We start from the raw sequence: 26,468 nt of genomic DNA, 5'->3' as shown, positions 1-26,468 counted from the left end.
GCCGCCTGCCTTCCTGGAGGGCAGGCAGGCGGCCTGGAACCCTCAGGCGGGCAGGCACAGGCGCTTCACGGTGGTCAGCAGGGCGGGCAGGTCCAGCGGCTTTCGCAGGTAGCCCGCCACGTCCATCCCATCCGCCGTGCTGCGCAGGTCCAGCTCCGCGCTGGCCACCAGCACCGGGATGTCCGAACAGGCCCGCTCGTTGCGCAGCGCCTCGCGGAAGGCGACGCCGTCCATGCGGGGCATCATCAAATCCAGCAGGATGAGCTGCGGCCGGGGCTCCGAGGAACGCAGTCGCTCCAGGGCCTCCAGGCCATCCGCCGCCAGCTGCACGGCGTACCCCTCCAGCTCCAGCACGTCCTGGAGTGCATCCCGGATGTCCATGTCGTCGTCGACGACCAGCAGCGTGTGATGCGCTTCCATCCCGTTCCCCCTGCGAGCCCAGGGAGCGCCCCGGGCCGTCCCCCGAGCCGGGACAGCGGGCCTCCTACCCTCGCCCGAAACAATCTGTACCCGGGTACGGGGGAGGGGAAGCGGCAATGTAGGTTTATGCCTACCAGTGAGCACACGAAGGGCGGACGCCCCCATGGCCGGCCGCAGGGGAGGGGGCTACTCGCAGCGGTCGCAGAGGCCGCGCAGCTGCACTTCCACGGCGCGCTGGGACACGGCGCGGGGGACGCCCCGGGCGGTGGTCAGGCGCACGGACTCCTCCGGGAGGCAGGCGACGGTGCCGCAGTCGGTGCAGGTGAAGTGGGGGTGGTTGTTGGTGTGCTCGGTGCCGCCGGCGCGCTTGAGCTCGAAGCGCCAGACGTGGTCGCCCAGGTCGGCCCTCACGACGAGGCCCGCTTCGGTCAGGTCGGTGAGGTTGCGGTAGATGGTGACGCGGTCGTAGCCCTCGCCGCCCAGCTCCTCCACCAGGTCCGCGTGGCTCATCGGCGCGGTGGCGGTCTCCAGCTTGCGCAGCACGGCCACGCGGGGCGCGGTGCTGCGCAGCCCCGCGGCGCGAATCCGGTCCTGGAACCCGGTCAGCTTCTCCTGCGCCGAGATTTTCTTGGCACCCATGTCTGGTCGAATAACACAGCCGACGTGCCACGTCCCGGCCACCGCAAGCGAAGTGTACCTGTAGCCCGGTTGTAGCTGTGTCGCGTCATGGCGGGCGGCGGGCGCTGCTTGCGCGTGCGCCTCCTCGCGCTGGCGCAGGGCAGCCGTGGGGGCTTCCAGCTTCCAACACTTCCGCACGGTTGCCTTGACTCGGTGCGCCTCATCCCCACACTGCGGCTTTCCTTCATCCTGGTCGCGGGCCCTGGGCCCCACCGTCCAGAACGACCCGTCGTCCGCGCCCGTCCGTCCCGCCCCCTCCCCTCTGATGAAGCCCACCCTGCTGCTGGTCGAAGCCCCCGGGCCCCACCGGGAGTTGCTGTATCTGGCCTTCCAGAGCCAGGGGTGGCGGGTGCTGCTGGCGGTGGGCCTGGAGGCGCTGACGCTTGCCCTGCGCGAAGCGCCGCCCGTCCACCTGGTGCTGATGCCGGCCGGGGTGCTCACCGCCCTGGGAGGGCAGGCGGGGGTGCTGCGCGAGGCGCTGGCGGAGGCGGGCGCGGCCCTCTGGGTGGAGGCCCCGGTCGCGGAGCGGGAGGCGCTGGGACGGCTGGGCGTGCCGGTGGCGGGCTTCGTCAGCCCCACCCATTCGCTGGGCGCGAGGCTGGAGGCGGTGCGCCAGGGCCTGCCAGCGGCCGGGGTGGACATCGAACCTTCCCGCCCCTTGAAGGTGCTGGTGGCGGAGGATGATCCGGTCTTCCGCAAGCTGCTGCAGCTGTCCCTGGCCCCGTTCCACTTCGAGGTGATGGCGGCGGAGGACGGGGCGGGCGCGCTGGAGCTGGCGCGGCGGCGCTCCCCGGACATCGTCGTGGCGGACGTGCTGATGCCGCGCCTGGACGGCTTCCGGCTGTGCCTGGCGCTGCGCCAGGATGCCCGGCTCGCGCGCGTGCCCGTCATCCTCACGCACGCCACCGCGCCGGACGAGCTGGACCTGCGCATGGCGGCCAACGTGGGGGCCAACGGCTTCGTACGGCGCAGCCAGGGCAACGACGAGGTCGTGGCGCTGCTGCTGCGCGAAGCCCACGCCGGAGGGCCGCTGCCCGCGCCCGTGCCCGGCGAGCTGTCCACGGAGCCGCACCTGTACGGGATGGTGCGGCAGCTGGAGCGGCGCGTGGGGCTGCTGGAGCAGGCCGAGCGCGACGCGCGCGACAGCGAGGAGCGCTACCGGCTGGTGGTGTCCGGCTCCTACGACGGCGTGTGGGACTGGGACGTGCGCGGCCAGTCGCTGTACTGGAGCCCGCGCCTGCTGGAGATGCTGGGGCTCAAGCCGGAGGACTTCGCGGGCACGCTCGACGCGTTCCTCGCGCGGGTGCACCCGGAGGACCGGGGCGAGGTGGCCAGCGCGCTCACCCAGCACCTGGAGCAGGGCACGCTCTATGACGTGTCCTTCCGCCTGCGGCACGCGGACGGGGCCTACCGTTCGTGCGTGAGCCGGGGCCGGGCGCTCCGCGACGCGCACGGACGGCCCCAGCGCATGGCGGGCATCATCGGCGACGTGACGGAGCAACTGCGGCTGTACCGCGAGACGCGCGAAGCGGTGCGCGTGCGCGACGAGTTCCTGGCCGTGGCCGCGCACGAGCTGCGCACGCCCCTGGCCGCGCTGCGCCTGCGGGTGCAGGGCACGGCGGCGGCGCTCAAGCACTCACGCCAGGTGGAGCCGGAGCGGCTGGAGCGCGCGCTGGTGGCGGCGGACCGACAGGTGCAACGGCTGGCGGACCTGGTGGAGGGGCTGCTGGACGTGTCGCAGCTGCAGAGCCACGCGCCCCGGTTGAACCTGGTCGACGTGGACCTGACGCAGGTGGTGCGCGACGTGATGGGGCGCACCGAGGAGGCGGCGACGCGCGCCGGGTGCCGGCTGGTGCTGCGCGAGGCCATGCCCATGGTGGGCCGCTGGGACGCCCTGCGGCTGGGCCAGGTGGTGACGCACCTGCTCGTCAACGCGGTGAAGTTCGGCCCGGGCAAGCCGGTGGAGCTGGAGGTCCAGGGCGACGCGGACACGGCGCTGCTGCGGGTGCGCGACCATGGCATCGGCATCGCGCCGGACCGGGTGGAGGGGCTGTTCCGCCGCTTCGAGCGCGCGGTGCCCACGCGCAACTACGGCGGCCTGGGCCTGGGGCTGTACCGGCTGCACCGCATCGTGGAGGCCCACGGGGGGCAGGTGGCCGTGACGAGCACGCAGGGCCAGGGCGCCACCTTCAGCGTGCACCTGCCCCGCGCGGGGCCGCCCGCGCTCCGGGCCTGAGGCCAGGCACCCGGGCCTCTGTCCGCTCGCCGACAGCCCGGAGGGTGGCCCCTCCTGTTCCCGGCGGGAGGAAGCAGTTTGTCCTCCATGGGGAAAAGGCCGACCGTCCTGGTGCTGAACGGAAGTGAGGACCTCATCGAGGCCCTGGAGGCGCTGCTGGATGACGCGGGCTTCCAGACGAAGGGGGCCCGGGTGCAGGACGTCGTCCGGGGGCCGCTGGACTTCGCCACGCTGGTGCGGGAGGCCCATCCCTCGGTCATCGTCTACGACATCAGCGTGCCGTTCGACCTGAGCTGGCACGCGTTCCAGAAGCTCGCCGCGTCACCGTCGGTCGCCGGCATCCCCTTCGTGCTCACCACCACCAACCGCGAGGGCGCGCGGGAGTACACCGGGCCGGACGTCATCGAGTTGCTGTTGAAACCCTATGACATCCAGCAGTTCATCCAGGCCGTGGTCCTGGCGGTGAAGCGGGGGGCAGGCGCGGCAGCAGCACCGTGAAGGTGGTGCCCGCCTCCTCCGAGGAGCGCGCCGTCACCGTGCCGCCGTGGGCGCGCACCATCTGTCGCACGATGAAGAGCCCCAGGCCGATGCTCCGGTCCGCCCGGCGCTCCTGTTGAGCGGCGCCGCGCTCCAGGGGTTCGAAGAGGCGGGGCAGCAGGTGGGCGGGGATGGGGAGGCCGGCGTTGTGCACCTCCAGCACGACTCCATCCGGCTGCGCGTGGCTGCGGATCCGGACGGGCTGGTCAGGGTCGCCGTAGGTCAGCGCGTTGCCCAGCAGGTTGCCCACCACCTGGGACAGCCGGTCCGCGTCCCAGGTTCCCCGGCCGTCGCCGCTGACGGACAGCGCGAGGGCGCGGCCCGGGGCAGCGACCTGGGCCTCCTCGACGGCGGCCTCCACCACGGCGTGGAAGTCCATGTCGCGGGGGTTCAGCACCAGGCTGCCCTGGCGCACCTGGGTGAAGTCCAGCAGGTCGCGCACCATCCGCACGGCCCGTTCGGTTGACACGATGATGCGGTGCACCTGCTTCTGCTGCACGTCGGTGAGGCCCTGGCGCCGCAGCAGCAGGTTGGCGGACAGGTGGACGGCGGCCAGCGGGTTTCTCAGGTCGTGGCTCACGATGCCGATGAGCTGTCGTTCGAAGTCGCCGCGCTTGCGCGCCTCCGCTTCCTGGTGCCTGCGCAGGGTGACGTCCTGCAGCGCCCCCACCACCTGCACGGCGTGCCCCCGGCTGTCCCGGACGATGAAGGCCCGCTCCTCCACGTCCAGCCACGCGCCCTCCGCGCCGAGGAAGCGGTGGGCGCTCTGCCACGTCTCTTCATTCCCCTCGATGGCCTCCCGGAAGCTCCGGCGCACCGTCGCCAGGTCGTCCGGGTGGATGCGCTCGCGCCACCACGCCTCGCGTGAGATGCGGCCCGCGCTGGGGGTCCCCAGCACGACCTGGGTGCTGCCGCTCCAGTCCAGGCTGTCCGTCTCTGGATCCCATTCCCAGATGGCGTCCCGGGTGGCGCGCGCGGCCAGCCGGAAGCGCTGGTCGCTCCGCCAGGCGCGGGCCTCCGCGGAGCGGACCTCCTCCAGCGTGCTCCGGGCGATGGACAGGTCCTGCCGGGCGTGCTCCAGCTTCGCCGCGACCTCCTGCGCGTTCTGCCGCTGGCGCGCGCCCCAGCGCGCCAGCCCGTGGACGCGGGCGACGAGCTCCGAGGGCCGGAAGGGCTTGAAGGCGTAGTCATTGGCGCCCGCGTCCAGCCCCTCCGCGACGTCCTCGGGGCGCTGGTGGGACGTCAGCAGCAGCACGGGCATCTGGGCCGTGACGGGCGTGGCGCGCAGGAAGCGGCACACCTCCAGCCCCGTGAGCCCCGGCGTCTCGCGGTCGAGCACCATCACGTCGGGCGCCGCGTGGAAGCCCAGGGCCTCCACCAGGGTGGCGCCGTCGCTGAACCACCGGACGTCACACGACGCCGCGAGCGCGGCCTGCGTCACCTGGGCTTCCAGGGGGGAGTCTTCAAGCAGCCACACCACGGGGGGGCTGGGGGCGAACCGCGCTGAAGGTGGAGGGAAGGGGCTCAAGGGAGAGGAAGCTGCCTAATGGCCGGGGCCCGGCGTGTCCAGGGGGATGCGAGGCCTGGAGGCTGTTCCCAGGGCAACCGAGCATGAGGGACGGCAGGGACGGATGTCCGCTCGCGAGCGGGAATTCCACGCGGGCCGGTGACGGGATGGAGCGCGCCGGGGCACGACGTTAGCGTCCGGAGGATGATCCCCGCCGCGCATCCCGACTTCCTGTTAGGCGAGGGCGAGCTGCGCGCCCGGATCCGCGCGTTCGACTGGGCGGGGACGCCCCTGGGCCCACCGGGGACGTGGCCTGACGCCTTGCGGACGACGCTGGGCCTGGTGCTCTCGTCGCCGGTGCCCATGCTGCTGCTGTGGGGCGCCCAGGGCGTGCTGCTCTACAACGACGCGTTCGCGGTCGTCGCGGGGGGGCTGCACCCGGGGATGCTGGGGCGGCCCGCGGTGGAGGGCTGGCCGGAGATGGCGGACTTCCACCGCCACGCGCTGACGACGGTGTTCTCCGGGGGCGCGGTGTCGTACCGGGACGCGCCGCGGGTCCTCACGCGCCACGGCGTGCCCGAGCGCGTCTGGATGGACCTGGACTACAGCCCCGCGCGGGACGGGACGGGCCGCATCCTGGGGGGGCTCGCGGTGGTGCGCGAGACGACGGCGCGCGTGGAGGGGGAGCGCCAGCTGCGCGACGGCGAGGCGCGGCTGGAGTTCACGCTCAGGGCGGGGAAGCTGGGCGCGTGGGAGCTGGACCTGGCGACGATGACGCTCGGCGCGTCCGCGACGTGCCGGGCGAACTTCGGCCGCGGCCCGGAGGGGCCCTTCAGCTTCGACGACCTGGAGGCCACCATCCATCCGGAGGACCTGGGACGGATGCGGGCGGCCTTCGCGCGCACGCTCGCGGAGCAGGTGGACTACGACATCGACTACCGCGTGGTGTGGCCGGACGGGTCGGTGCACTGGGTGTCGGTGCAGGGGCAGCCCATCGCCGGTCCGGAGGGCCGCCTGGTGCGGGTGATGGGCACGACGCGCGAAATCACCCGACGCAAGCAGGCGGAGGCGCGGCTGCGGGCGCTCAACGAGACGCTGGAGGCGCGCGTCGCCGAGCGCACCGCCGAGCGGGACCTGATGTGGCGGCTCAGCCATGACCTGATGGTCGTGGTGGACGCGCAGGTGGACGGACGCATCATCGCGGCCAACCCCGCGTGGGAGCGGATGCTGGGGTGGACGGAGGCGGAGCTGGTGGGGACGCCGGTGCAGCACTTCATCCACCCGGACGACCTGAAGGAGTCCACGCGGTACGTGGAGGAGCTGGGGGACGCGGGGATGCCCCGCCACCAGGACAACCGCTACCGGCACAAGGACGGGCGGTGGCGGTGGATTTCGTGGTCGGTGGTGGAGTCCGGCAAGGCGGTGTTGATGGCGGTGGGCCGGGACGTCACGGAGGAGCGCGAGGCCCGCGAGGCGCTGACGGCCGCGGAGTCCGCGCTGCGGCAGTCGCAGAAGATGGAAGCGGTGGGGCAGCTCACGGGCGGCATCGCGCACGACTTCAACAACCTGCTCCAGGGCATCGTGGGGTCGCTGGGGTTGTTGCAGAAGCGCCTGCGCCAGGGACGCACGTCGGAGCTGGAGCGGTTCGTCATCAGCGCGATGGGGGCTTCGCAGCGGGCCGCCGCGCTGACGCACCGGCTGCTGGCGTTCTCGCGCATGCAGCCCCTGGACCCCAAGCCGGTGAAGGTGAACCCGCTGGTGGCCTCCATGGAGGACCTGCTGCGCCGCACGCTGGGGGAGCAGATGCGGCTGGAGCTGGTGCTGGCCGGTGGGCTGTGGCTCACGAAGTGCGACCCGAACCAACTGGAGACGGCGCTGCTCAACCTGGCCATCAACGCCCGGGATGCGATGCCGCACGGGGGGAAGCTCACGGTGGAGACGGGCAACGCGCACCTGGACGCGGCGTACGCGGCGCGGCGGAGGGACCTGTCGCCGGGGCAGTACGTGTGCGTGAGCGTGAGCGACACGGGGACGGGGATGTCGCCGGAGGTGCTGGAGCGGGCGTTTGATCCGTTCTTCACCACGAAGCCGCTGGGGCAGGGCACGGGCCTGGGCCTGTCGATGATCTACGGCTTCGCGCGCCAGTCGGAGGGCGCCGTGCGGTTGTACAGCGAGCCCGGGCAGGGGACGACGGTGCGGCTGTACCTGCCGCGCTACGTGGGGGAGGGCACGCCGGAGGACTCGCAGGCGCCCCGGGGGCTCACGGACGCGCACGTGTCGGAGGCCGGGGAGACGGTGCTGGTGGTGGAGGACGAGGAGGTCATCCGGGCGCTCATCGTGGAGGTGCTGCGGGAGCTGGGCTACCGCACGCTGGAGGCGAGCGACGGGACGGAGGGCCTGCGGCTGCTGCGGAGCGCGCCGAGGCTGGACCTGCTGGTGACGGACATGGGGTTGCCGGGGTTGAACGGACGGCAACTGGCGGACGCGGGGCGGGCCGCGCGTCCGGGGCTGAAGGTGTTGTTCATGACGGGCTACGCGGAGAACGCGGCGATGGCGTCCGGGTTCCTGGAGCCGGGCATGGCGATGATGACCAAGCCCTTCGCGATGGAGTCGCTGGCCACGCGCATCCGGGACATGCTCGAGCGCGGGTGAGGCGCGGGCGTCTCAGTGCCGGTTGTCGAACTGGATGCCCTCGCGCACGGAGGTGATGGCCTGCTCCGTGAGGCGGATGGCCTGCGCGCGGTGTCCGCCCTTGTCCCCGCTGGCGGCGCGCAGGTCCGACAGCGCGCTCTCCAGGTGGGCCAGCGCGTCGCGCATGCGCGGCTGGCGTTCGGCATGGGCCTGGTTGGCGGCGCCGCCGAGCAGGAAGGCGACGGTGGCGACGGCGACGACGATGGAGCGACGCATGGGGGCATCCCGGGGTGGTGGCGGAGGCCGTGGCCTCCGCGAGGTTTCTGGGATGAACCCGGGGGCGGCGGAAAGGTTGCGGGGCAATCCACGCCCCGGTGCATTTCGTCCCCGTGGCCCTGGCCTGCTCCAATGCCCCCTTGAGGTCTTCTGAAACGATGAGCGCCGGGGCGCGTGGCGACGTCCTTTCCCCTGCCTCAAGGTGAAGTCCTCTGTGCCGCGCCCGAGGCCTTGCTGGGCGACGGTGCCGGACGATGAGGGCGGGATTGCCGTGCCCATGCTCGACACGTCCCACCCGGACGAGGTGACGACAGTGCCAGGCCCCGGCGCGTGCGCCGGGCTGGGAGTCGGCCGCCAACAGTCTGAAATCCTGATTCTCGCCTTCTGACATGCCCTCGGGGGCATGCGTCGCCCGGTTCGGATGACTTGCCGGACCGGGCGGTTACGACCGGGCTCTGCACGCCGCACCAGAGTGCAACCAGGAGGCGCGAGCGATGGGTAACCGCTGGTGGGCGGTGCTTTGGCTATGGCTCCTTCCCATGCGGGGGGAGGCCACGGCGTCGTCAGAATCCGAGGCCGCTGCGCCCAAGGCGCCAACCCGCTCCTGGTCTTCACTGGCTCGGCTGGAGGTGGCGACGCTCGCGCTTCTGCCACGCTCGGGCCGCGGTAGGGCTGAAGGCTTCGTTCAGTTGGAGCCCACGCTCATCCTGGATGGCGGTCCGGAATTCGGGCTCAACCTGGGCGCCCCCGTCCGACTGCGAGCGTGGGGCGGCGCGGGCCGCGTGCGACGCGAGGACTGGGACCGTCTCTCCGACTGGGGCCAGCTCGTGCGCGGCCTCAAGTTGGGCTCGGACGCGGCGCCCGTGGGCGTGTGGCTGGGCGCCTTGGAGGACTACAGCCTGCTGTCGGCGCATCTGGTGCGCCGCTACTCCAACCGAACGAATCCGGACTACCACCCGGCGGGCGGCTTGCTCACGGGCACCGTCGGGCCGCTCTACACGGAGGCCTTCGCTTCGGATGTGCTGGGCGCGCGGCTGATGGGAGCGGAGGTCGCGCTGGATGTGGGGCGCGTTCTCCTCGGAGCCAGTCACATGCCGGGGCGATACACGCTCGCTGTCTCCGCCGTGCATGACTGGGGACGATTCGGAGGGAATGCGCTGTCCGTGACGCTGGCGCACCTGGACGCAACGGCGGTGGTGCTCAGGCGCCCGGGCCTGGAAGCGCACCTCTTGGCAGGCTGGGGAGGACGGCCGGGCGTCGGAGGCGCCTGGGGCGCGGTGCTGGGCGTGGGCGCGGATTCGGTGACGCCGACGCGGGACGTATCGCTGCGGCTGGAGGCGCGCAGGCAGCACGGTGGCTTCCGGCAGGGCTTCTTCGGTTCGGACTACGAACTGGCGCGCTTCCAGGCAGTGGGCCTGGAGGGTGTGCCACTGACCTCCATTCGCTTCCCGGACGGGTACTCGCTCCAGGGCGAGGCCCGCGTGGGCTGGGATGCCGTGGGCTATCGCGGACTGCAACGGCACTTGATGCTGTCGCTGAGCGTGGAGGCCTTCTCCTGGGGCCGCCTGGACGTGGACGGGCGCGTGGCGGTGCAGCTCCTGGAGCGCAACCTGGAAGTGGCGGTGAAGGGGCTGGGCGTGGGCCTGGGCCAACCCGGGGCGCGCTACCTGGGCGTGGCGGAAGCGCGCTGGCGAATCGCGGCGGGGAAGCTCTACGCGGTGGCCACGGGCGGCACGCTGCTGTTCCCCGAAGGAGACGGGACGCTGCGTCCAGGTGCCTTCGCTTCGGTGGGCTTGGGAGTGGACGATGCGCGCTGACGTCCTGCTCGGGTGCGTGGCCCTCCTCTTCACCGGCTGCGCCTCGTTGCCTGCCGGGCCCGGAAGGACGCTGAGCTACACGTCCCGCACGGCCACGGATTCCCCTGGGGCGCGCGCGTCGAACGACGAGGCGCCGCGTGCATCCGCCCCGGTGCCGGGTGTCACGCCTCGTGAGGAAGCGCCGCCCCTGTACCGCCGCAAGGCCGTGCGCGAAGTCGTGACGGGGGCGAGCCCCGTCAACGCGGTGGAGATGGCGGACGTCGCGAACCCTGACGACGTGCAACCGGACGGCTGGGAGCTGTTGCTGACGAACGCGGGGCTGGAGGCGCGGGATGAGCGCCCCCTGGGTGGAGTGCTGACGCCCACGCATGCCGCGCGGCTGCTGGCCGTGCTCTCGGGGAAGCCCGTCACGCTGGGCAACTTCCCGCCTCGCATGGCAGCGGGCTTCATCCTGCGCGAGGTGCTGGAGGGGGGCGAAGTCACACGGGAGGAGTTGTTGCGTCGGGTGGAGCGCTTCTCCCGGGAGCAGATCGCGGTGCTGCGACCGGATGGCTATCTGGCGTGGGCACTCACCGGACGGACCCAGCAGAAGGCGGCAACGGTTGAATGGAAGGACGGCGCCTTCCGCGCGCATGGCTTCGAGCTGGGCCGCTTCTACAGCGGCAAGGGCGGCGTCTTCCGGACCGTGGACGCGCAGCTCCAAGCGGCGGACTGGCGCCCAATGGCGGAAGTGTACGACGACGCGGACGTCATCAGCCGCACCCTGGATGGAGCCGAGGACGCCTTCGTGGAGCTGTACCACGCGCTGGGACAGTTGCTCACCCATCCCGTGGACAGCGTCGCGGGACTGAGCCGCCTGCCAGCGGGAGTGGTGGCCCTCATCACGTCATCGCCCGTGTACTGGGAGCGCTTCCAGTACATGACGCGTGGCGAGCAGATCCGCGAGGTGTCGCGGCTGACGACGGGCCTGCTCATCACCGGGGGCGCAGCGTCAGCCACGACACGGACGCTGAAGGCGATGGCGGTGGGCGCGGAAGTCTCGGTGCCTGTGCTCTCGCTGTCGGCGGAAGGCGCGTTGGCGTTCGAGCGCATCGCGGTGCCAGCAGGGCGCGCGGCGGCGGCACTGAGCGGCGGGCCTGGGGCGGCCATCATTCTTCAGCGGGCGAACACTGCCTCGAAGGGAGGGGCCCCTTCCCAGGGGCCTGGGCAGTGGGGGCCCGTGAAGGAGTCGATGTCCACGCGTGCCCGACGCTATCAGGAGCAGATCACCGGGCATTCGGCGGATGAAGCGTATTGGGTCGGTGGCACGAGCACGAAGGCTGGTGGCGTGAAGTTCGACGGTTTCGAAGAGGGAGTGCTGCTGGAGGCCAAGGGACCCGGCTACGCTGAATTCTTCGAGGACAACTTCGACCCCAAGAGTTGGTTTGAGGCGTCAGGCAAGCTCCAAGACCTCGCGGATCAAGCCGAGCGGCAGCGCCGTATCGTCCAGGGCCTGGGCATCCGCATCGAATGGCACGTCGCCGAGATGCATGCAGCCAATGGGATGCGGAAGCTGCTTGAGAATAGGGGCTTCACTGAAATCACCGTCATCCACACCCCGGCCCGCTCCTTGGTACGCTGACAAGTGCGCGTTATGACCACTCAGCCCACACCTGCGCTCCATCCTGACTCCTACCACGCTGGCGCCTACTGGGGACCTCGCAAGGAGTCCCCCGAGGAGTGCGCCCATCGAGCGGAGGCCTTTCTCAACTTGCTGGCCGCTTGTGACCCCCTGCTGGCGCATTGGAACAAGATTCCCAAACCGCGCGGCAAGGGGCGCAAGACCCCGCTCATGCCGCCTTCCCTCCCTGCGTTGACGGAAGCATTCCGGCGCGGCGTGAACCGGGAGCCCGGCGGGCCGCCTATCGAAGATCTGGGCTTTCGCGTTGGGGCATACAACGATGGAGCCGGCCAGGACTTCGCGTCCGTCAATATGAAATGCGGAAGCTACGCCGAATTCAGCATTGCCAATTCGTGCGTCCTGTCGCTACCGGCCAAGGGGGAGAACGCGGAGCGAATCCTCACGGCAACCGTGCTGGCCGAGGTGGTGCGCAGCATGGCGCTGGCCTGGGAACCTGATTGGGCGGTGGCCATGTCCCACACGCATCGGGAACTGGACGGCAAGGCCGGCGTGTGGCCTGGCTGGGTGACGTACCTCGCGCGTCAGCGGGGCACGGTGCCGCCGCTCCCAGCTCCAGTCCGCATCAAGCAGGTCGAGGACAAAGGCACGCTGATCGTCCTCACCCCCGAGCGCTTCTCGGTAGCCAACCCGGACCATGTGGCGCTGACGCGGCGCGTGCGAGATCTGCTGGACCGAGCTGGGCTCATGCCGCTCACTACGGTCTGAGATTCCAGGCTGCTACCCAATGGAAACCTTCGTGGAGGCGGCTGGTTTGTGGATGCAGGTACCCCAGGGCTCACCCTGAGCTATCCCCTCACTTGAAGGTTCTCCTCGGAGAACCCATGGGCAGCCGAGGGAGCAAGCTCCGAGGGGAAATCGAAAATGAGGGGATGCTTCAGGTCTGCGTAGCCACGCAGCACGAGGTCTTCCGGCTTCGGCGCCGGTGCATGATCTGAAGGCTGACAGACCGTGTTTGGAGGCTCCGGGCGCTGCACGTCAATCAGTGCGTCAACGTCGCTCGGGTCTGTCACGAGCACGAAGGCGGCCCGGGTGGATGCTCGGCCGTCAGCGAAGAAGACCCCGATCGCCTGCCGCTCGCCGTCAGTGAGATTGGCCACGGGCTGAACAATGATCGACCGCTCGCCCGCATCCAGGACATGGATCAGGGATTCGGCGAAGGTGAGGGTCTTCCGCTGGATCGGCGCAGAGAACAGGAATACCGTCCGGGCGTCCGCCGCGACATGGACGATGGGCCGCGGTTCGGCGGGCGTGCTGGCGATGGTCACGGAGCGCTTACGGCCAACGCGTGCCCCTGTGGCCGTCTCAGCCCCCGCAGCAGCTCCCGAGACGGGCACGAGCGTAAGCGCGAGGGCCAATCTGTACGGTTGGAGCAATGGTGCATGACCTCCCGAATGGGAGGCGACCATCGTGGACGCCCGCGCAGTGGGTCTCTCTCCTACGGCTTGAGCCGCGTCCCAAGCCTCCTGGTCGAGGTCAAGGCGGTGCGCGTCCACCGATCTCCGGGAACCGCTCATAGGCCCGCTGGAGCGCGTCCAGGTGGGCAGGGTTGTCCAGAGCGAGCGGCGCATCGGTGAGCTGCACGACCCACCCGCCCGTTGCCGTGCGCCGTGCCCGTGAAAGCAGCGCGGCGTCACGGAGTGGGTCCGGGAACCCGATGGCCTGCGCGGCAGCGGCAGACCCGTAGTTCAGCCACCCGAGAAAGTGCGGAATCTCAGGTGTGGACCTGTTCCACGGGAGCTTGAGCGACGGCAGTCCGAGGGGCGGAACGTGCAACTCATCGCCGGGGTGGCGGAACTGTTGCGCCACGATCCCACCATAACCGCTCGGCGTCGCATGCCCCCATACCGCGCGAGCGCCCTCCGCTAAACCTGCAAGCACATCGACAGCCTCCGCGATGCTGACCGCGTCGAGTGGCAGGTCCGCATGGATTTCAAGATGCGGCGGGCTCCCTGCGGCAAGACCGTTTGGGTTTTCCAGTCCAGCAACCGTCACAAGATGGTTATCATCATCGTTGCAGAGGAACGGAAACCCTCCATTTGCCATGTTGGCCGCGACCCACTCGTCGCGTTGAGGCAATGCGATGAGGTCTTCCTTTTCGGACATCGTCCACCCCAAGCGCAAGCCAGGCAGCGCACGTTTCATTGCATGGACAACCGCGGTCGGGCGGTCGTCATTGTTCTGGAGCGCGGGCGCGTGGGCGATAATGATGAGGGTTCTATGAGCGGCCGTCATTTCAACACCAATCCATGATGACAAATTTCAGGGTGGGGTCTTCGTCGAACAGCACGGCTTTGTGCGCGGCGCTTCGCACTCCAATGACGAAGTTGTACCCGCAGTCCCTTGCGAGCCTGGCTTCGCGCCTCAGCTCAGGCAGCTTCATCCTGACAAAGAACCTTTGAGGCCGTGGCGGCTGTTTTTCAAAGTCATCCGTCTTGACATCCCACAGCGTGCGAGTGATGAGTACCAGCCCGTCGAAGTTCTTCCCATTGACGAGCACATCCCAGCCAGGGAAGCTGTTGTTGGGAATCTTGTCAGCGCATTCATTGTGTGGCTCGTTGCCGCCCAGATGTCGCACCGGGACGGGCCTGCACTCGGGGTGGCGCTCGCGCTCCGGTGATTCGGATGGTGCTGGGGGAAACCAGTCCTGCCCCGCCGGCTCGGGCTTCGACTCGGGCTTGTGTTGTGCTTCAGATTCCCGGGTTGCCACCTTCGTTCCTCGTGAGGTCCCTGCTTCTTCGGGGTAGGAGTGGCGGAGTTCATATGCATCCAGCGCTTCTTTGATGGCGACGCTGGAGGTTGCCGCCTGGGGGCTCTCTTGCACTTGGCGTGGAGCCCAGATTCGAGATGGGCACGACAGTAACGGAGTCCATGGGGACGCCCCGCCAGCCGCTGCTTACCAGAACCTGTCCGACAGTCGGACAGGTTCGAGCCATGTGCCAACCGCCGAGGCGCATCCTCCAGGCAGGTCCCGCGAACCGTCGAGCGCACGGGGGAGGGCCGCTCGCCGTGGGGCAGCGGGACCGGAATGCGCGGCAGCGCTCCTCATTCACCAGGGACCTCCTCGCGGCGAATCCACATGAAGTGCGGGAGGGCCCCTGGGTGGGCACTTCCCGTGCCCCCAACTGTTGGGGGCCAGACTTGCCGCAATCACATGAGTTGGACGACGGCATGGGCGCTCGGAGGTCCCGATATGATCATGGGTGCATCCATTGAGAGAGGTGCGAAGTGCCAGAGGCCGCTCAACATCGGATGAGAGCAGACGGCGGGGCTGCTTGAGCGTGGTTCCTTGCCTGCTCCTGTGGGGGATGCTCGGGCTCTTCGACAACGATTGTCATGGATGCCATTTATCGCTGCTTCCATCGAAGGAGCGCAAATGACAAGGAAGTGTCAGTCGAAGGCGCCACCCGTCCAATTTGGCGACTACCTGCTTTGAGGGGAAGCGAATGGTGACGTCATTGACTGGGGATCAATTGTTGGAGGTGGCCAGGCGGTATTGGCGAACGGATGATGATTACTATCTCCGACAGGAATTGAGTCCAGAGGCTGGAAGGTTGGCGGCACTCTGGGCGCAGGAGCTGCCGAAGATCGGGCGGTGGCACGCCTTCCTGGAGACACTGGAGCGCCAGTTGCCCGGCTTCGTGGTGGGTGATGGAACGGCCCCGACGACCGTGCCGTGTTTCCGCTGTATTGCCTACCCGCCCGAAGATGGGACGGCACCCCTGGCACGGTGGATTGCTGTTGGGTGCGTCAGCATCCTGGCGCCTGTCTATGTCGTCTATGCCGTGCGGAAGAAGCGGGAGCGCGGGGGGATGCGCAGCGCGGAGGTGCGATTCGAGCATTGCCCCGAGTCCCTCCTGACGCCTGCTCAAGTGATTGGCAGCGCCATCGAAGCGGAGTTCGGGGCCCGGCTGTTGCCCTTGGAGAGCGCGCACCGGCCAGTGCCGTTGTTCGTGGAGTGGAAGGCGCCTCCGGAGACGACGCTGTTCCACGCGCTTTTCACCGCGTCTCCAGAAATCATCCCCTGAAGCGCTTCGTGGCACGGCCCTCCATGGCACCCCGCCACGTCACTCCCTTCTGGTAGGGTGTGACGCTGGAGGTTGCCTGCGTGTTCGCATCCCGTGCGGTTGTCTTGCCAATGCTGGTGATGGCGCTGGTCGCGGCGGCTCCGGCGCGGGCGGGGGCTCCGGACCGGCGCGTCCATCAGGAGCGCCGGCTCGTGGTCCGGGCCGACGAGGCCACGACGCTCCACCTGCTGCGCGTCGCTCCCGGCGTGGTCACCACCGTCGTGTTCAACGATGACATCCTGCCGTCCTCCGTGGACACGAAGGCGCTGGCGCCCCTGTTCGCCCAGGTGAAGGTGTACCCGGGCGTGATGGTGCTGCGCCCGTCCGTGGCCATGCCCGACTCCGCCCGGCCGCTCGTCACGGCGCGCTTCGCGGGCGAGGACGCGCCCCGGCAGGTGACGTTCCTGCTCGTCACGGATCCGAAGGAGGTGGACACCCTGGTGGAAGTCTCCCGCCACGCCCTGTCCCCTGAAGCCCTGGGCGAGGAGCTGGCCCTGCTCCGGGGCCAGTGCGCCGCCACGGAGGCGGGCTTCGCGCTCCTGCGGGCACAGTGCGCCCAGACCGGCCTGGGGGGCGCGGTGCTCATCGGTGCGTTGGGGCCAGCGGAGGTGTTGATTGAGCGGCCGGTCAAGGCCCTCAACGGCCCGGGGCTGGAGGTCATGGGGAGCACCGTGCTCTACCGCCACGTCGCGACCCGGGTCATGGCGTTCACCCTGGGCAATGCCCCGGACGCAGCACCCTGGATGCCGGGCGTGGCGCGGCTGACCCTGCTGGAGGCGGACGGGAAGCCAGGCCGCGTCGTCCTGGAGGCACCCGTGCGGATGCTCGAAGCCCGCCTGTCGCCAGGGACGCGCGGACAGGCCGTGGTGGAGTGGCACATGCCGAAGGGCTCGGCGCCGGACGCGCGTTACCTGATGGAAGCCTGGAACCAGGAAGCCGACCGTGCGGTGCGGTGGGAAGGATTGTCCCTGTGAGCCGTGAGTCGCTGGAAGTCGGACGCTCCGGGATGGGGGCAGGGCACGTCCTGTTGTCCGCGGAGTGGTTGCCGCCGGGCACCCGGGTGGAGCGCTGGGAGGTGGTGGGACGCCTGGGGGCGGGAGGTTATGGCACCACTTATTCGGTGCGCAGGGCGGGCCGCGTGCGCGGGCGGCTGTATGCGTTGAAGTTGTCGCGGCGTCCCGGGGAGCGGTGGTTCGCGCGGGAGGCGGCGCTGCTGGCCCGCGTGCACCACCGGGCCGTGGTGCGATTGATCACGCACGGCATCTGGCGGCTGGGGCCGGTGGAGCACCCCTATCTGGTGATGGAGTACGTGGAGGGTGAGTCGCTCTACGAATGGGCCCTGGCTCGCAACCCGACTGCTCGTCAGGTGGCGCTGTTGCTGGCGCAGGTGCTGGAGGCGCTGGCGGCCGCGCACGCGCAGGGCGCCATGCACCGGGACTTCAAGGGCGACAACGTCCTGGTCACCCCCGACGGCAAGGTGAAGCTGTTGGACTGGGGCGCGGGTTGGTACGAGGGGGCGCCCACCCTCACCCAGACCGCCAGGCTTCCGCCGGGCAGTCCGCGCTACTACAGCCCCCAGATCCTCCGGTGGCGGGCGTCGGCGGAGCGCCGGCCCGGGGCCCTGGAGCCCTACACCTACTCAGTGGCGGATGAGCTGTATGCGGTCGGAGTCACCTTCTACCGCCTGCTGGTGGACCAGTACCCCGCGCTGCCGTGGATCGTGCCCATCGAGCCCCTGGTATCCCAGGGCCTGGGGTCCTTGAAGGAGCTCAACCCGCGTGTGCCGGCGCTGCTGGAGGACTTCATCCTGCGGCTGCTGGCCTTCGCGCCCGAACAGCGCCCCGAGGGCACGGCCTCCCTGGCCCGGGAGGTGCGCCGGGCGCTGGCGATCGCTGACGCGGCGTGGGAGGCCCCCTTGTTCGGCTGGCGCGAGAGGACGTCCAGTGGTTCGCGCACGACGCTGGAGGCGGCGGAGGCGAAGGGGCCCGTGATGCCGGGGCAGGAGGTGGCCCTGCGGGAGGCGCGGGCGAGGCATGTGGAAGAGGTCCACCGGCTGCGTGAGGCGCGGGAGCTGCGCCAACGCGACCCGGCGAAGGTGGCGGAGGTCGAAGCCCGGGCGTCCCGTGCCGCGCGTGGGGGCGGTTGGCGTTCGCTTCCGCTGAGGTGGGCCGTGCTCGGTGCCGTGCTGCTGGCGGGGTCGCTCATCGCGGGGCTCGCTTCGTGGCGTCTGGGGTATGTCCCGGGCGTCGTGGCCCCGGTGCCGGGCGTCCAGCAAATGGCGCCCCACCCCGGGCCGTACCAAGCTCGCGCGCCTCTGACGGGGGAGGCTCTTCCACCCGCACTGTTCCAGCAGGAGAAAGAAGACATGACCCTTCGTGCGCCGCGGCAGGTGGCCGTCAATTCCTCTCCGGTGCGCGCGGGGGCGCTCGGGAAGCTCAAGCGGTGCACCCTGGCCGCTGGCGCCGTGGCCCTCACCGCCTGCGCGGGAGCGCAGATCCGCCCCGACCCGAGCCGCTGCCCCGAAGGAGCGTTGGAGGCCATGCGCAAGCTCTCCATGTATGAGACCGGCAGCGCCAGCATCCTCACGGACATCAATCAGCCGGGCAACAACTCGGAAGAGCTCATTGTCCGCGATGGCCCCATTGTCAGCCTCACCGTCGAAAGCTTTGGGGATCTGCCCACCGGAACACGCCTGTACGGGCAGCTCTGGACGGGCGGGGGAAGGGTGACGGGCCGCTACACCCGGGCGGAGCTGCCGGACCGGCGCGTCATCCCGGTGTGCCTCGTCTATGGCAACCTTGATGGCGGGGAGTGGCTCCCGGGCTCCAAGGCCGGCGCGGTCCGGATGCCGCGCACCTGGGCGTACCGTATCGTGCACGCCTTTCCATGAGTCATACTGGTAAAGAGCCTCGGGTCTTGAAATTATACTAATAGAACCCGCTGGGTCCTCCACTTCCAGGTAACGTAGAAGGTAGTTTGCCCTTGTTCTCCCCGGATGCCTGAGTCCGCGTGGATGGCAAGGAGCCCGCACGGCATGAGTCCTTCCAGGACGGTGAATCCTCCCCCTCCCGAAGTGCTGTTCAAGACGGGCTCCAGGTCCTTCGAGCTGGCGCGGGTGTTGCGGCGAAGCAGTCACGGGGAGCAGCAGCTCATCGCCATCCGGCGGCAGCCCGGGCGTGAACCCGTGCCGGTGTTCCTCCAGGCGCTGCCCCTGGATGGGCGGCGGGTGTCGGGCCTGCGAGACCCCCGCGTGCGGATGCAGGAGACGGTCAAGCTCGCGCGGTTGTTCCAGCACCCGCGCATCGCCCGGCTGAACGGCGGGCATGAAGCGGCGGGCGTCCTGTACCTCGAATGGGAGCATGTCCCCGGCTACACGTTGGATGACGTGTCGTTGCTGCCGCTGGTGTATGTGCATGCGTACTCCGAAGCCTTCCTGTTGCACGTAGGGCTCCAGTTGGCGTCCCTGCTTGCGTTCCTGCATGGGCACGCGGATGAGCGGGGTCTGCCATTGGGCTTCGTGCACCGCGACCTGCATCCGCAGGGCCTGCGGTTCACGCCGGACGGGACGTTGGTGCTCACGGACCTGGGAGATGCCTTCTCACGGCTGCCGGGTAGGGTGCCGTCCAGCATCACGCGTCCGCATGGACAGGCGTTCTACGGTGCTCCGGAGGTGTTGTTCGGCGAGGCCGCGGATGCGCGCTCGGACCTGTTCTCGCTGGGGCTCATGCTGCTGGAGCTGGCGACGAGCCTGCACCTCTACAGCCTCCCGCGCGCGCTGATGGGGGACCTGGAGGCGCGGCTGACGGAAGCGGATGGGCAGCGGGTGTTTCAGGGGATGATGGTGGCGGAGCAGGCGGGCCGGTTCACGGAAGACTACGGCAACATCGTCACGCATGCCGCCGCGTACCGGCCCGAGGACATCGAGTCGTTGATGTTCCGGTTGTCACCGGCCCTGCGCGCCATCCTCCACCGCCTGCTCCAGCGCGACCCCGCGGAGCGCTACGCGACGGCGGAGGAGGTGGAGGCGGATCTCCAGGCGCGCGCCACGGAACTGGGCGGGCACTACGGTGGCCCCGAGGCGGCGGCGGAGTTCCAGAAGGCGCTCGCGGGCACGGCCCCGTTGCTGAATGCGTTCCAGAAGGACGTGGGAGCCTTCCCGCGCGGCAGCGTGCTGCACCTGCCGACGCCGGTGGTGTGAACAGCGCCCATGAGACGGTCGTGATGGGGCCATACCTTGAAACACGAGAATCTGTCCTTTGAGACGCAGGAACTGCTGGGGCGGCTCATCGGGGAATCCCAATCCGAGGATGACAAGGAGCGACTGCTCCTCCCGGGCATACCGCCAGAGCATCGAGGAAGAAGAACCCCCGTTCGTGTTCGCTGCCTTCGACACCCGGGCGGAAGCGGACGCGTGGTTGATGGCGCAGCCCCCGGTGCCAGACCGGGCGTCCGTGCTGGTCGCGGGCGAGTACTTCTACGTGATGGACCTACCAGAGCTGAAGACCCGCAGGCTGCTCTCCAGTCCCATCCTCAAGTTCTACTTGCGAGACATGTGGGAAAAGGCAGCCACCCCGTGGCCACGTTCTCCACCCGCGAGGAGGCGGAAGCCTGGCTCCGCGAGCAGCCCGAGCCTCCCCGCCAGGTCGCCATCCTGATTGACGGCAAGCCGTATCTCGCGGCCTACCATCACCGCATCCAGCTCCGGACGCTCTACCCCCTCACCGCGCCCGAAGCCGCTCCTTCGTGAGCACCCTCAGTTCCACGCCAGCCGCACCACTTCCTTGATGCCCGTGCGGTGCAGCAACATCCCCGGGGCCTCGTGTCCGATGACCAGGTGGTCCTCGCCCGGGGGCGGGGCGCCGTACTCGAACGCGGCGATCTCCCGGTCCGTGCCGCAGATGCCCACCTCCCGCACCCGCAAGAGCACCTCCGTCCCCTTCACCACCGGGGGCTGGGGCTGGTCGATGATGCGCACCTCGCGGGTGCCGGGGAACACGGCGACGGCTTTCTGTGGTGGCTCTCCTGTTCATCCATGCGTCGGCGGGGACGTCCGTGAGCGCAGGAGCACCCGCGCCGGAGCCCCGTCCCCGTTCGCGAGTCGCAAAGGCAGACACACCATCTCGTGCGGGCCGGGCTCCACCCGCGTCAGGTCCAGCCCTTCAATGATGCACACCCCCGCCTCCAGCAGGAGCCGGTGCGTCAGCTCCCCCTCCTCCATGCCGGCGATGGACAGGTAGTCGATGCCCACCGTGCGCACCCCCGCCTCCACCAGGAAGCGCGCCCCGTCGCTCGACAGGTACGTGAAGCCCGGCTGGAAGTCGGACGCGTCCCAGCGGCCCCGGGAGTTGGCTGTCTTGAACAGCAATCGCTCACCTCGCCGCGGCGCGTGCTCCCGCAGCGCCTCCGCCGTGATGGCCGGCCCTCCAGGCAGCGCCAGCACCCGCACGTCCCCCAGGAGCCGGTCGAGCGGCAGCGCGTCCACGCCCAAGGCCCCCGGGATGAAGTGCACGGGCGCGTCCACGTGGGTGCCTGAGTGCACGCCCAGCGACAGGTGCGACACGTTGGCCGCATCCCCCTTCGCCAGGTCCAGGTGGGGGCGCACCTGGATGGGCGGGTTGTCCGGCCAGTGCACCATCCCGTCGCGCACCGGCACCGTCACGTCCACCCAGGGACTGGCTGTCGTGTCCTCCAATGTCGAATGCGTGGCCATGCCCAAGCGTAGGCACTCGCCGTCTAGGCGGGACGCGGCCCGGCCCCGCGTGCTCGGCCGGCTGCCCGGGGCCCGGGGGCGGCCCGGACAAGGCCCTATCCCCTGGCCGCCTGCCCCGTCCTGTCGTGGGGCAGCCTCACCGTGAAGGTCGTCCCCGCCTCCTGCGTGGACGTCACGTCGATGGTGCCGCCGTGCGCCTGGACGATGTTCTGCACGATGTAGAGCCCCAGCCCCACGCTGCGCGTCGTGCGGTCCATGCCCGGCGCGCCGCGCTGCATCGGCTGGAAGAGGCGGCGGAGCAGCTCCGGCGGGATGGGGTCTCCCTGGTTGTGCACCTCCAGGATGGCGTCCCGGGGCGTGTCCTGGACGCGCAACGTCACCGGCGTGCCCTCCGGTGAGTACTTCAGCGCGTTGCCCAGCAGGTTGGTGAGCACCTGCGCGATGCGGTCCGGATCCCAGCAGCCGCGCGCCTCCCGCCCCGTCGTGGCCGTCTGGAGGTCACGCTCGGGGAAGTTCACCTGCACCTCCTCCGCCACCTGCCGCGCCAGCGCGGTCAGGTCCAGGTCCTGGCACTGCACCGGGATGCCCCCGCCCAGCCGCGCCTGGGTGAAGTCCAGCAGGTCGCGGATCATCCGCACCGCCCGCTCCGCGGAGGCCTGGATGCGCAGGACGGCCTTGGTGGCGCGCTCGTTCAGCTCGTCGCGCCGCAGCAGCGACGTGGTGCCCAGCACGATGGCGTTGAGGGGGTTGCGCAGGTCGTGGGACACGATGCCCACCAGGTACTGCTCGAAGTCCGCGCGCTGCCGCGCCATCGCCTCCGCGCGCCTGCGCTCCGTCACGTCCAGCGCCGTGCCCACGAAGCGCGCGGGCCGCCCGTCCGGCCTGAAGTGGACCTGCCCGCGCCCGGACAGCCACCGCTCCTTCGCGCCGTCCCCGCGAGGGAGCCTCACGCGGTACTCGCACGCGTACTCCCCGCTGCCCCCCGGCACGTTGGCCTCCGCCATCGCCTGCTCCACCTTCGCCCGGTCCTCCTCGTGGACGAACTGCATGGCCTCCGCGAGCGACACCTCCCCGTGCTCGGGCAGCCCCAGCATCGCGCGGAAGCGCGCGTCCCAGGACGACGCCCCCGTCAGGGGATTGACGTCCCAGCTGCCCATGTCCACCGCGTCCAGCGCCAGCCGCAGCCGCTCCTCGCTGGCGTGCAGCGTGGCCGCCAGCGCCTCCGTCCGCTGCCGGGCCCGCACCCCGTCGGTGACGTCGGTGGCGACGACGAGGATGCCCTCGACGTCGCCTTCCGTCCCCAGCAGCGGCTGGTAGACGAAGTTGAAGTACACGTCCTCCAGCGCGCCTCCAGGCGCCCGCGTCAGGCTCACGGGCACCTCGTTGCCCACGAAGGGCCTGCCCGTCGTGAACACCTGGTCCAGCAGCTCCAGCAGGCCCTGGCCCCGCACCTCCGGCAGCGCCTCCATCACCGGACGGTGCAGCATCTGCGGGAGCGTGCGGCCCCAGAGCTCACAGATGCGCGGGTTGGCCAGCTCCACGACGTGCGTGGGCCCCTGGAGGATGGCGAGCGCGACGGGCGCCTGGTGCAGCAGCGTGTTGAGGCGGCTGAGCTCCCGGTCCGCCTGGACGCGCGCCGTCTGGGCCTCCTGGAGCATCCGCTCGCGCCCGGTCTCCGTCTCCCACCGGTCGGTGATGTCCTGCATGGCGCCCACCATCCGCACGCCCCGGCCCTGCGCGTCGCGCGTGACGACGCCCGTGTCCAGCACGCGCACGTAGCCACCCTGGCGGTCCTGGAACCGGTACGTGTCCTGCCAGCGCGCCTGCGTGCCCTGGATGACCGCGTGGATGCCGTGCTCCACGCGCTCGCGGTCCTCCGGGTGGATGCGCCCCACCCACCAGGACGCCGTGCCCCCCGTCTCCTCCGGCGCGAAGCCGAACAGGTCCTGCACGCCCCCGCTCCAGGCCACCTCCTGCGTGGTCAGGTCCCAATCCCAGACGGAATCAGAGGAGGCCTGGCTCGCCAGCCGGTAGCGCGTCTCCGACGTCTCCAGCCGCCGGTGGGCCGCGTTGAGCCTCCCCAGCAGCAGGGCCCGGTCCAGGATGCCGGAGAGGTACTCCACCAGCGTCTCCAGGAAGCGCTTGGTCTGCGGCGGCACCGGACGGGCCTCCGCGAAGCCCACGCACAGCACGCCCATCAGCTCGCCGTGGGGCCACAGGCGCAGGCCCAGCAGGGTGCTCCAGCCCTCCGCATGCAACCCCTCGCGCTCCGCCTCCGCCAGCCCGTGCGCCTGGGCGAGCACGAGCGGCTCCTCCGAGCGGGCCACCCGCCCCAGGAAGGACGGGCCCCGCGAGTCCACCCGGCGGCGCCCCGGGGGCGCCACGGCCTGCTCCGCGTCCGCGACGGCGACCATCATCACGCCCCCGTCGTCCACCAGGAACAGCTCCGCCCCGGTGGCCTCCAGCGCGCGGACGACGACGTCGACCAGCGGCTTCAGCCGCGCGTGCGCGTCCTCGTGCGCCTCCAGGCTCCGGGGCGCCAGCGCGTCCAACTGGCGCAGGAAGCGCTTCTCCCGCTGGCGGTCCTCCAGCGAATAGCCGGAGAAGAGGAGCACGACGTGGTCCATCGCCTCCTCCAACTGGTGGAAGAGGCATTGGAGGTCCCGGGCAACGGGCCGCTCCGCGTCCCGCAGGTCGTCCCAGAGCCGGGGGATGAGCTGGCCCAGGAGCGTGTACTCATCCGTCGCGTCCTCCTGCGTGGCGCCCACCCGCAGGCGCAGGTTGATGTGCGCCTCCTCCAGGCGCGCTCGGGTCTCCAGGTGCTCTGGCGTGGGGCCATGCCGGCAGATGGCCGCCACCACGCGCAGGTACTCCGGCAGCGTGGTGATGATCTCCGACGGCTTCAGGCCCTGGCTGCTCTCCCGGCCGCGCGTCTCCTCGACGAAGCGCCGCACCAGCACATCCAGGTTCGCTTCAATGAGGTCGGCGATGAGGTTCATGGGCACGCCAGGGGACGGGTAGGGGCTGCCGTCCCCGGGCGCAACGGCCCGACGCCCGTTTTCTCAGGCGGGGAGACGGCGGGCGTGGGGCTGACGCCCTTTCGTGTGTTGCGGGGTTGCACGCAGCGGAGCCGATGCACAGCGCGGCGTCATTGCTGGCGGTGCCCGTGGGACCTGCGTAGGCTGTCCTCCGTGTTGAGAACAACGCCTCGCTCCACCATCCTCATCGTCGACGACGAGCCGGACCTGCGCGAGGTGGTGGCGGAGCTGCTGGAGATGGAGGACTACGCGGTGGTGCAGGCGGCCAACGGCCAGCTGGCCCTGGACGCGCTGGCCCACATCCAGCCTCCGTGCCTCATCCTGCTGGACCTGATGATGCCGGTGATGGACGGACACGAGTTCCTCCACCGCGTGCGCGACGACGCCCGGCTCAAGGACCTGCCGGTGCTGATGCTCACCGCGCACCCGAGCGCGAAGGCGCCCCCGGGCACCGTGGGGCTGTTGCGCAAGCCCGTGGACATCACGGAGCTGCTGGGGCTGGTGGCCCGGCACTGCCAGCCGTCCACCTGACGGCCTGACGGCGCGCGGACGGCCGCTTCACGCCGCCGGCGCGGCGTGCACGGCGATGGCGTCCAGCAGCTCCTCCAGCCGCACCGGCTTGCCCAGCCGTCCGGAGACCCCGTGCGGCAGCGGCAGGGTGGGGTGCGCCGTCAGCACCAGCACCCGCGTCAGGTCCAGGGCCCCCGTGCGCCGCAGGTGTTCGATGAAGGCGTGCCCGTCCATCACCGGCATCACCAGGTCCAGCAGGATGAGGCCCGGGATGTACTCCAGCCGCGCCAGGACGTTCAGCGCGTCCTGACCGTTGACCGCCGTGTGCACCCGGTAGCCCTCCGACTCCAGGATCTCCTTCAGCGCCTCGCGGACGTCCCGGTTGTTTTCGACGAGCAGCAGGGTGGCGGAGTGTTGCGTGGTGGACACGCGCCAACGCTAGGGCAGGGCCCTGGGGAATTCCAATCCCGGGTGTCGCCCGGGGCTCGGGCGGTGGGGGGGCGGGCGGGCATGACCCGGTGGAACCCTGGAGGCCCGGCGCCCCTGGGGGCTTACGCGCCCCGGGGCAGCGTCAGGGTGAAGACCGTCTGCTCCGGTCCCGACTCCACGGTGAGGGTCCCCCGGTGGCTGCGGGCAATCTGGTCGGAGATGAAGAGGCCCAGGCCCAGGCCGGAGGGGACGTGGGCGCCCGTCTGCGCGCGCTGGAAGGGGTGGAAGAGCAGGTCCAGCTCCTCCTTGGGGATGGGGGGGCCCGGGTTGCTCACCCGCGCCACGGCCTGCTCCGGTCCGCCCTGGAGCGACACCACCACCGTGGACTCCGGCGGGCTGTACTGGAGCGCGTTGCCCACGAGGTTGCTCAGGACCTGCGCCAGCCGGTCCGCGTCCCACTGACCGCCCAGCGGCCCCGTGGACTCCACGCGCACGGTGCGGTTCGGGTGCACCAGCTCCAGCTCCTCCACCACCTGGCGCACCACCAGTCCCAGGTCCGTCGCGCCCGGCGTCAGGGGGATGCCGCCGCCCAGCCGGCTGCGGGTGAAGTCCAGCAGTTCGGTGATCATCCGCGTCATCCGGTCCGTGCTGCTGATGATGCGGCCCACGGTGCGCGCCAGCGCGGGGGGCACCTGTTCGCTGGCGATGAGGAAGCTGGCCGCCATGCGGATGGCGTTGAGGGGGTTGCGCAGGTCGTGGCCGACGATGCCCAGGAAGCGCTCGCGGAACTCCGCGGTGGCGCGCAGCTCCCCCTCGGATTGCTTGTGCCGGGTGACGTCCACCACCACCGCCCCCACGCCCAGCACCTCGCCCCCGGGGGTGCGCACCGGGTGGTAGCTCACCATCAGGTGCGCGTCGCTGGCCACGCCCGGCC

24 protein-coding genes are annotated in these 26,468 nt (G+C 70.4%); 12 read left to right on the top strand and 12 right to left on the bottom strand.

All coding sequences use genetic code 11. The features are described from left to right. Positions 1 to 42 precede the first annotated feature (42 nt). Positions 43 to 420: a response regulator gene (locus tag OV207_RS15150; RefSeq protein WP_193349718.1), complete on the bottom strand. Its 378-nt coding sequence runs from the start codon at positions 418 to 420 to the stop codon at positions 43 to 45. A gap of 186 nt (positions 421 to 606) precedes the next feature. After that, on the bottom strand, positions 607 to 1,059 hold the full coding sequence (locus tag OV207_RS15145) for a Fur family transcriptional regulator (protein WP_193349717.1): 453 nt from the start codon (positions 1,057 to 1,059) through the stop codon (positions 607 to 609). A gap of 304 nt (positions 1,060 to 1,363) precedes the next feature. Here OV207_RS15145 and OV207_RS15140 point away from each other — a divergent pair, with 304 nt between their 5' ends. Together OV207_RS15140 and OV207_RS15135 are read left to right on the top strand one after the other, a co-directional pair. Continuing rightward, positions 1,364 to 3,334 (top strand): sensor histidine kinase, encoded by a 1,971-nt coding sequence (locus OV207_RS15140; RefSeq protein ID WP_267555943.1) that lies wholly within the window; start codon positions 1,364 to 1,366, stop codon positions 3,332 to 3,334. Between the two features lie 111 nt (positions 3,335 to 3,445). After that, positions 3,446 to 3,832, top strand: a complete 387-nt coding sequence (locus OV207_RS15135; protein ID WP_193349715.1) for a hypothetical protein — start codon at positions 3,446 to 3,448, stop codon at positions 3,830 to 3,832. Here OV207_RS15135 and OV207_RS15130 read toward each other — a convergent pair. Next, entirely contained in the window at positions 3,774 to 5,348 is a 1,575-nt protein-coding gene (locus OV207_RS15130) for a sensor histidine kinase (protein ID WP_267556084.1), read from the bottom strand. The genes OV207_RS15135 and OV207_RS15130 overlap by 59 nt on opposite strands. Before the next feature lie 234 nt (positions 5,349 to 5,582). Between OV207_RS15130 and OV207_RS15125 the strand changes: the two genes are divergently transcribed. Then, positions 5,583 to 8,030, top strand: a complete 2,448-nt coding sequence (locus OV207_RS15125; protein WP_267555942.1) for a PAS domain S-box protein — start codon at positions 5,583 to 5,585, stop codon at positions 8,028 to 8,030. 12 nt (positions 8,031 to 8,042) lie between these two features. On the opposite strand, the gene OV207_RS15120 is transcribed toward OV207_RS15125, so the two are convergent. Beyond that, complete coding sequence (locus tag OV207_RS15120) at positions 8,043 to 8,285, bottom strand: hypothetical protein (RefSeq protein ID WP_267555941.1); 243 nt, start codon at positions 8,283 to 8,285, stop codon at positions 8,043 to 8,045. Between the two features lie 494 nt (positions 8,286 to 8,779). Between OV207_RS15120 and OV207_RS15115 the strand changes: the two genes are divergently transcribed. The 3 genes from OV207_RS15115 to OV207_RS15100 are packed head-to-tail and all read left to right on the top strand — an operon-like array spanning position 8,780 to position 12,488. Then, on the top strand, positions 8,780 to 10,102 hold the full coding sequence (locus OV207_RS15115) for a hypothetical protein (protein ID WP_267555940.1): 1,323 nt from the start codon (positions 8,780 to 8,782) through the stop codon (positions 10,100 to 10,102). Then, positions 10,092 to 11,723 (top strand): Tox-REase-5 domain-containing protein, encoded by a 1,632-nt coding sequence (locus OV207_RS37640; protein WP_324291528.1) that lies wholly within the window; start codon positions 10,092 to 10,094, stop codon positions 11,721 to 11,723. Before OV207_RS15115 ends, OV207_RS37640 begins: the two co-directional genes overlap by 11 nt. 12 nt (positions 11,724 to 11,735) lie before the next feature. Next, on the top strand, positions 11,736 to 12,488 hold the full coding sequence (locus OV207_RS15100; protein ID WP_193349709.1) for an immunity 52 family protein: 753 nt from the start codon (positions 11,736 to 11,738) through the stop codon (positions 12,486 to 12,488). 80 nt (positions 12,489 to 12,568) lie between these two features. Here the strand turns inward: OV207_RS15100 and OV207_RS15095 are convergent, their stop codons facing one another. The 3 genes from OV207_RS15095 to OV207_RS15085 all read right to left on the bottom strand — a co-directional run bounded on the left by OV207_RS15095 (position 12,569) and on the right by OV207_RS15085 (position 14,604). After that, positions 12,569 to 13,189 (bottom strand): DUF2381 family protein, encoded by a 621-nt coding sequence (locus OV207_RS15095; RefSeq protein WP_227027430.1) that lies wholly within the window; start codon positions 13,187 to 13,189, stop codon positions 12,569 to 12,571. A gap of 67 nt (positions 13,190 to 13,256) precedes the next feature. Continuing rightward, positions 13,257 to 14,015, bottom strand: a complete 759-nt coding sequence (locus tag OV207_RS15090) for a DUF5953 family protein (protein WP_267555939.1) — start codon at positions 14,013 to 14,015, stop codon at positions 13,257 to 13,259. Between the two features lies 1 nt (position 14,016). Beyond that, positions 14,017 to 14,604, bottom strand: a complete 588-nt coding sequence (locus OV207_RS15085) for a DUF6310 domain-containing protein (RefSeq protein ID WP_267555938.1) — start codon at positions 14,602 to 14,604, stop codon at positions 14,017 to 14,019. A gap of 730 nt (positions 14,605 to 15,334) precedes the next feature. On the opposite strand from OV207_RS15085, the gene OV207_RS15080 reads away from it, so the two are divergent. From OV207_RS15080 to OV207_RS15060, 5 genes are all read left to right on the top strand, one after another. Beyond that, positions 15,335 to 15,808, top strand: a complete 474-nt coding sequence (locus OV207_RS15080) for a hypothetical protein (RefSeq protein WP_267555937.1) — start codon at positions 15,335 to 15,337, stop codon at positions 15,806 to 15,808. An 80-nt stretch (positions 15,809 to 15,888) separates the two neighbouring features. After that, positions 15,889 to 16,821, top strand: coding sequence for a DUF2381 family protein (locus OV207_RS15075; protein WP_267555936.1), 933 nt, complete (start codon positions 15,889 to 15,891; stop codon positions 16,819 to 16,821). After that, positions 16,818 to 18,737: a serine/threonine protein kinase gene (locus OV207_RS15070; protein WP_267555935.1), complete on the top strand. Its 1,920-nt coding sequence runs from the start codon at positions 16,818 to 16,820 to the stop codon at positions 18,735 to 18,737. The genes OV207_RS15075 and OV207_RS15070 overlap by 4 nt, the downstream gene beginning before the upstream one ends. A gap of 144 nt (positions 18,738 to 18,881) precedes the next feature. Beyond that, on the top strand, positions 18,882 to 20,045 hold the full coding sequence (locus tag OV207_RS15065) for a protein kinase domain-containing protein (protein WP_267555934.1): 1,164 nt from the start codon (positions 18,882 to 18,884) through the stop codon (positions 20,043 to 20,045). A gap of 375 nt (positions 20,046 to 20,420) precedes the next feature. Next, positions 20,421 to 20,594: a hypothetical protein gene (locus tag OV207_RS15060; RefSeq protein ID WP_267555933.1), complete on the top strand. Its 174-nt coding sequence runs from the start codon at positions 20,421 to 20,423 to the stop codon at positions 20,592 to 20,594. Positions 20,595 to 20,600: 6 nt separating this feature from the next. On the opposite strand, the gene OV207_RS15055 is transcribed toward OV207_RS15060, so the two are convergent. The 3 genes from OV207_RS15055 to OV207_RS15045 all read right to left on the bottom strand — a co-directional run bounded on the left by OV207_RS15055 (position 20,601) and on the right by OV207_RS15045 (position 24,556). Then, positions 20,601 to 20,843, bottom strand: a complete 243-nt coding sequence (locus tag OV207_RS15055; RefSeq protein WP_267555932.1) for an alcohol dehydrogenase catalytic domain-containing protein — start codon at positions 20,841 to 20,843, stop codon at positions 20,601 to 20,603. A gap of 30 nt (positions 20,844 to 20,873) precedes the next feature. Further along, a complete protein-coding gene (locus OV207_RS15050; protein ID WP_267555931.1) occupies positions 20,874 to 21,557 on the bottom strand; it encodes a cyclase family protein in 684 nt (227 codons plus the stop codon). Between the two features lie 95 nt (positions 21,558 to 21,652). Then, entirely contained in the window at positions 21,653 to 24,556 is a 2,904-nt protein-coding gene (locus OV207_RS15045) for a PAS domain-containing protein (RefSeq protein WP_267555930.1), read from the bottom strand. Positions 24,557 to 24,748: 192 nt separating this feature from the next. Here OV207_RS15045 and OV207_RS15040 point away from each other — a divergent pair, with 192 nt between their 5' ends. After that, on the top strand, positions 24,749 to 25,126 hold the full coding sequence (locus tag OV207_RS15040) for a response regulator (RefSeq protein WP_420715218.1): 378 nt from the start codon (positions 24,749 to 24,751) through the stop codon (positions 25,124 to 25,126). A 27-nt stretch (positions 25,127 to 25,153) separates the two neighbouring features. Here the strand turns inward: OV207_RS15040 and OV207_RS15035 are convergent, their stop codons facing one another. Further along, complete coding sequence (locus OV207_RS15035; protein ID WP_193349698.1) at positions 25,154 to 25,534, bottom strand: response regulator; 381 nt, start codon at positions 25,532 to 25,534, stop codon at positions 25,154 to 25,156. Between the two features lie 122 nt (positions 25,535 to 25,656). Next, positions 25,657 to 26,468: sensor histidine kinase (locus OV207_RS15030; RefSeq protein WP_267555928.1), on the bottom strand; the 812-nt coding region annotated here is incomplete at its 5' end.

It is taken from the genome of Corallococcus sp. BB11-1, assembly GCF_026626625.1.
Taxonomy (GTDB): Bacteria; Myxococcota; Myxococcia; order Myxococcales; family Myxococcaceae; genus Corallococcus; species Corallococcus soli.
The sequence above is the reverse complement of the archived record's forward strand: the minus strand, read 5'-3'. Positions and strand labels throughout refer to the sequence as shown.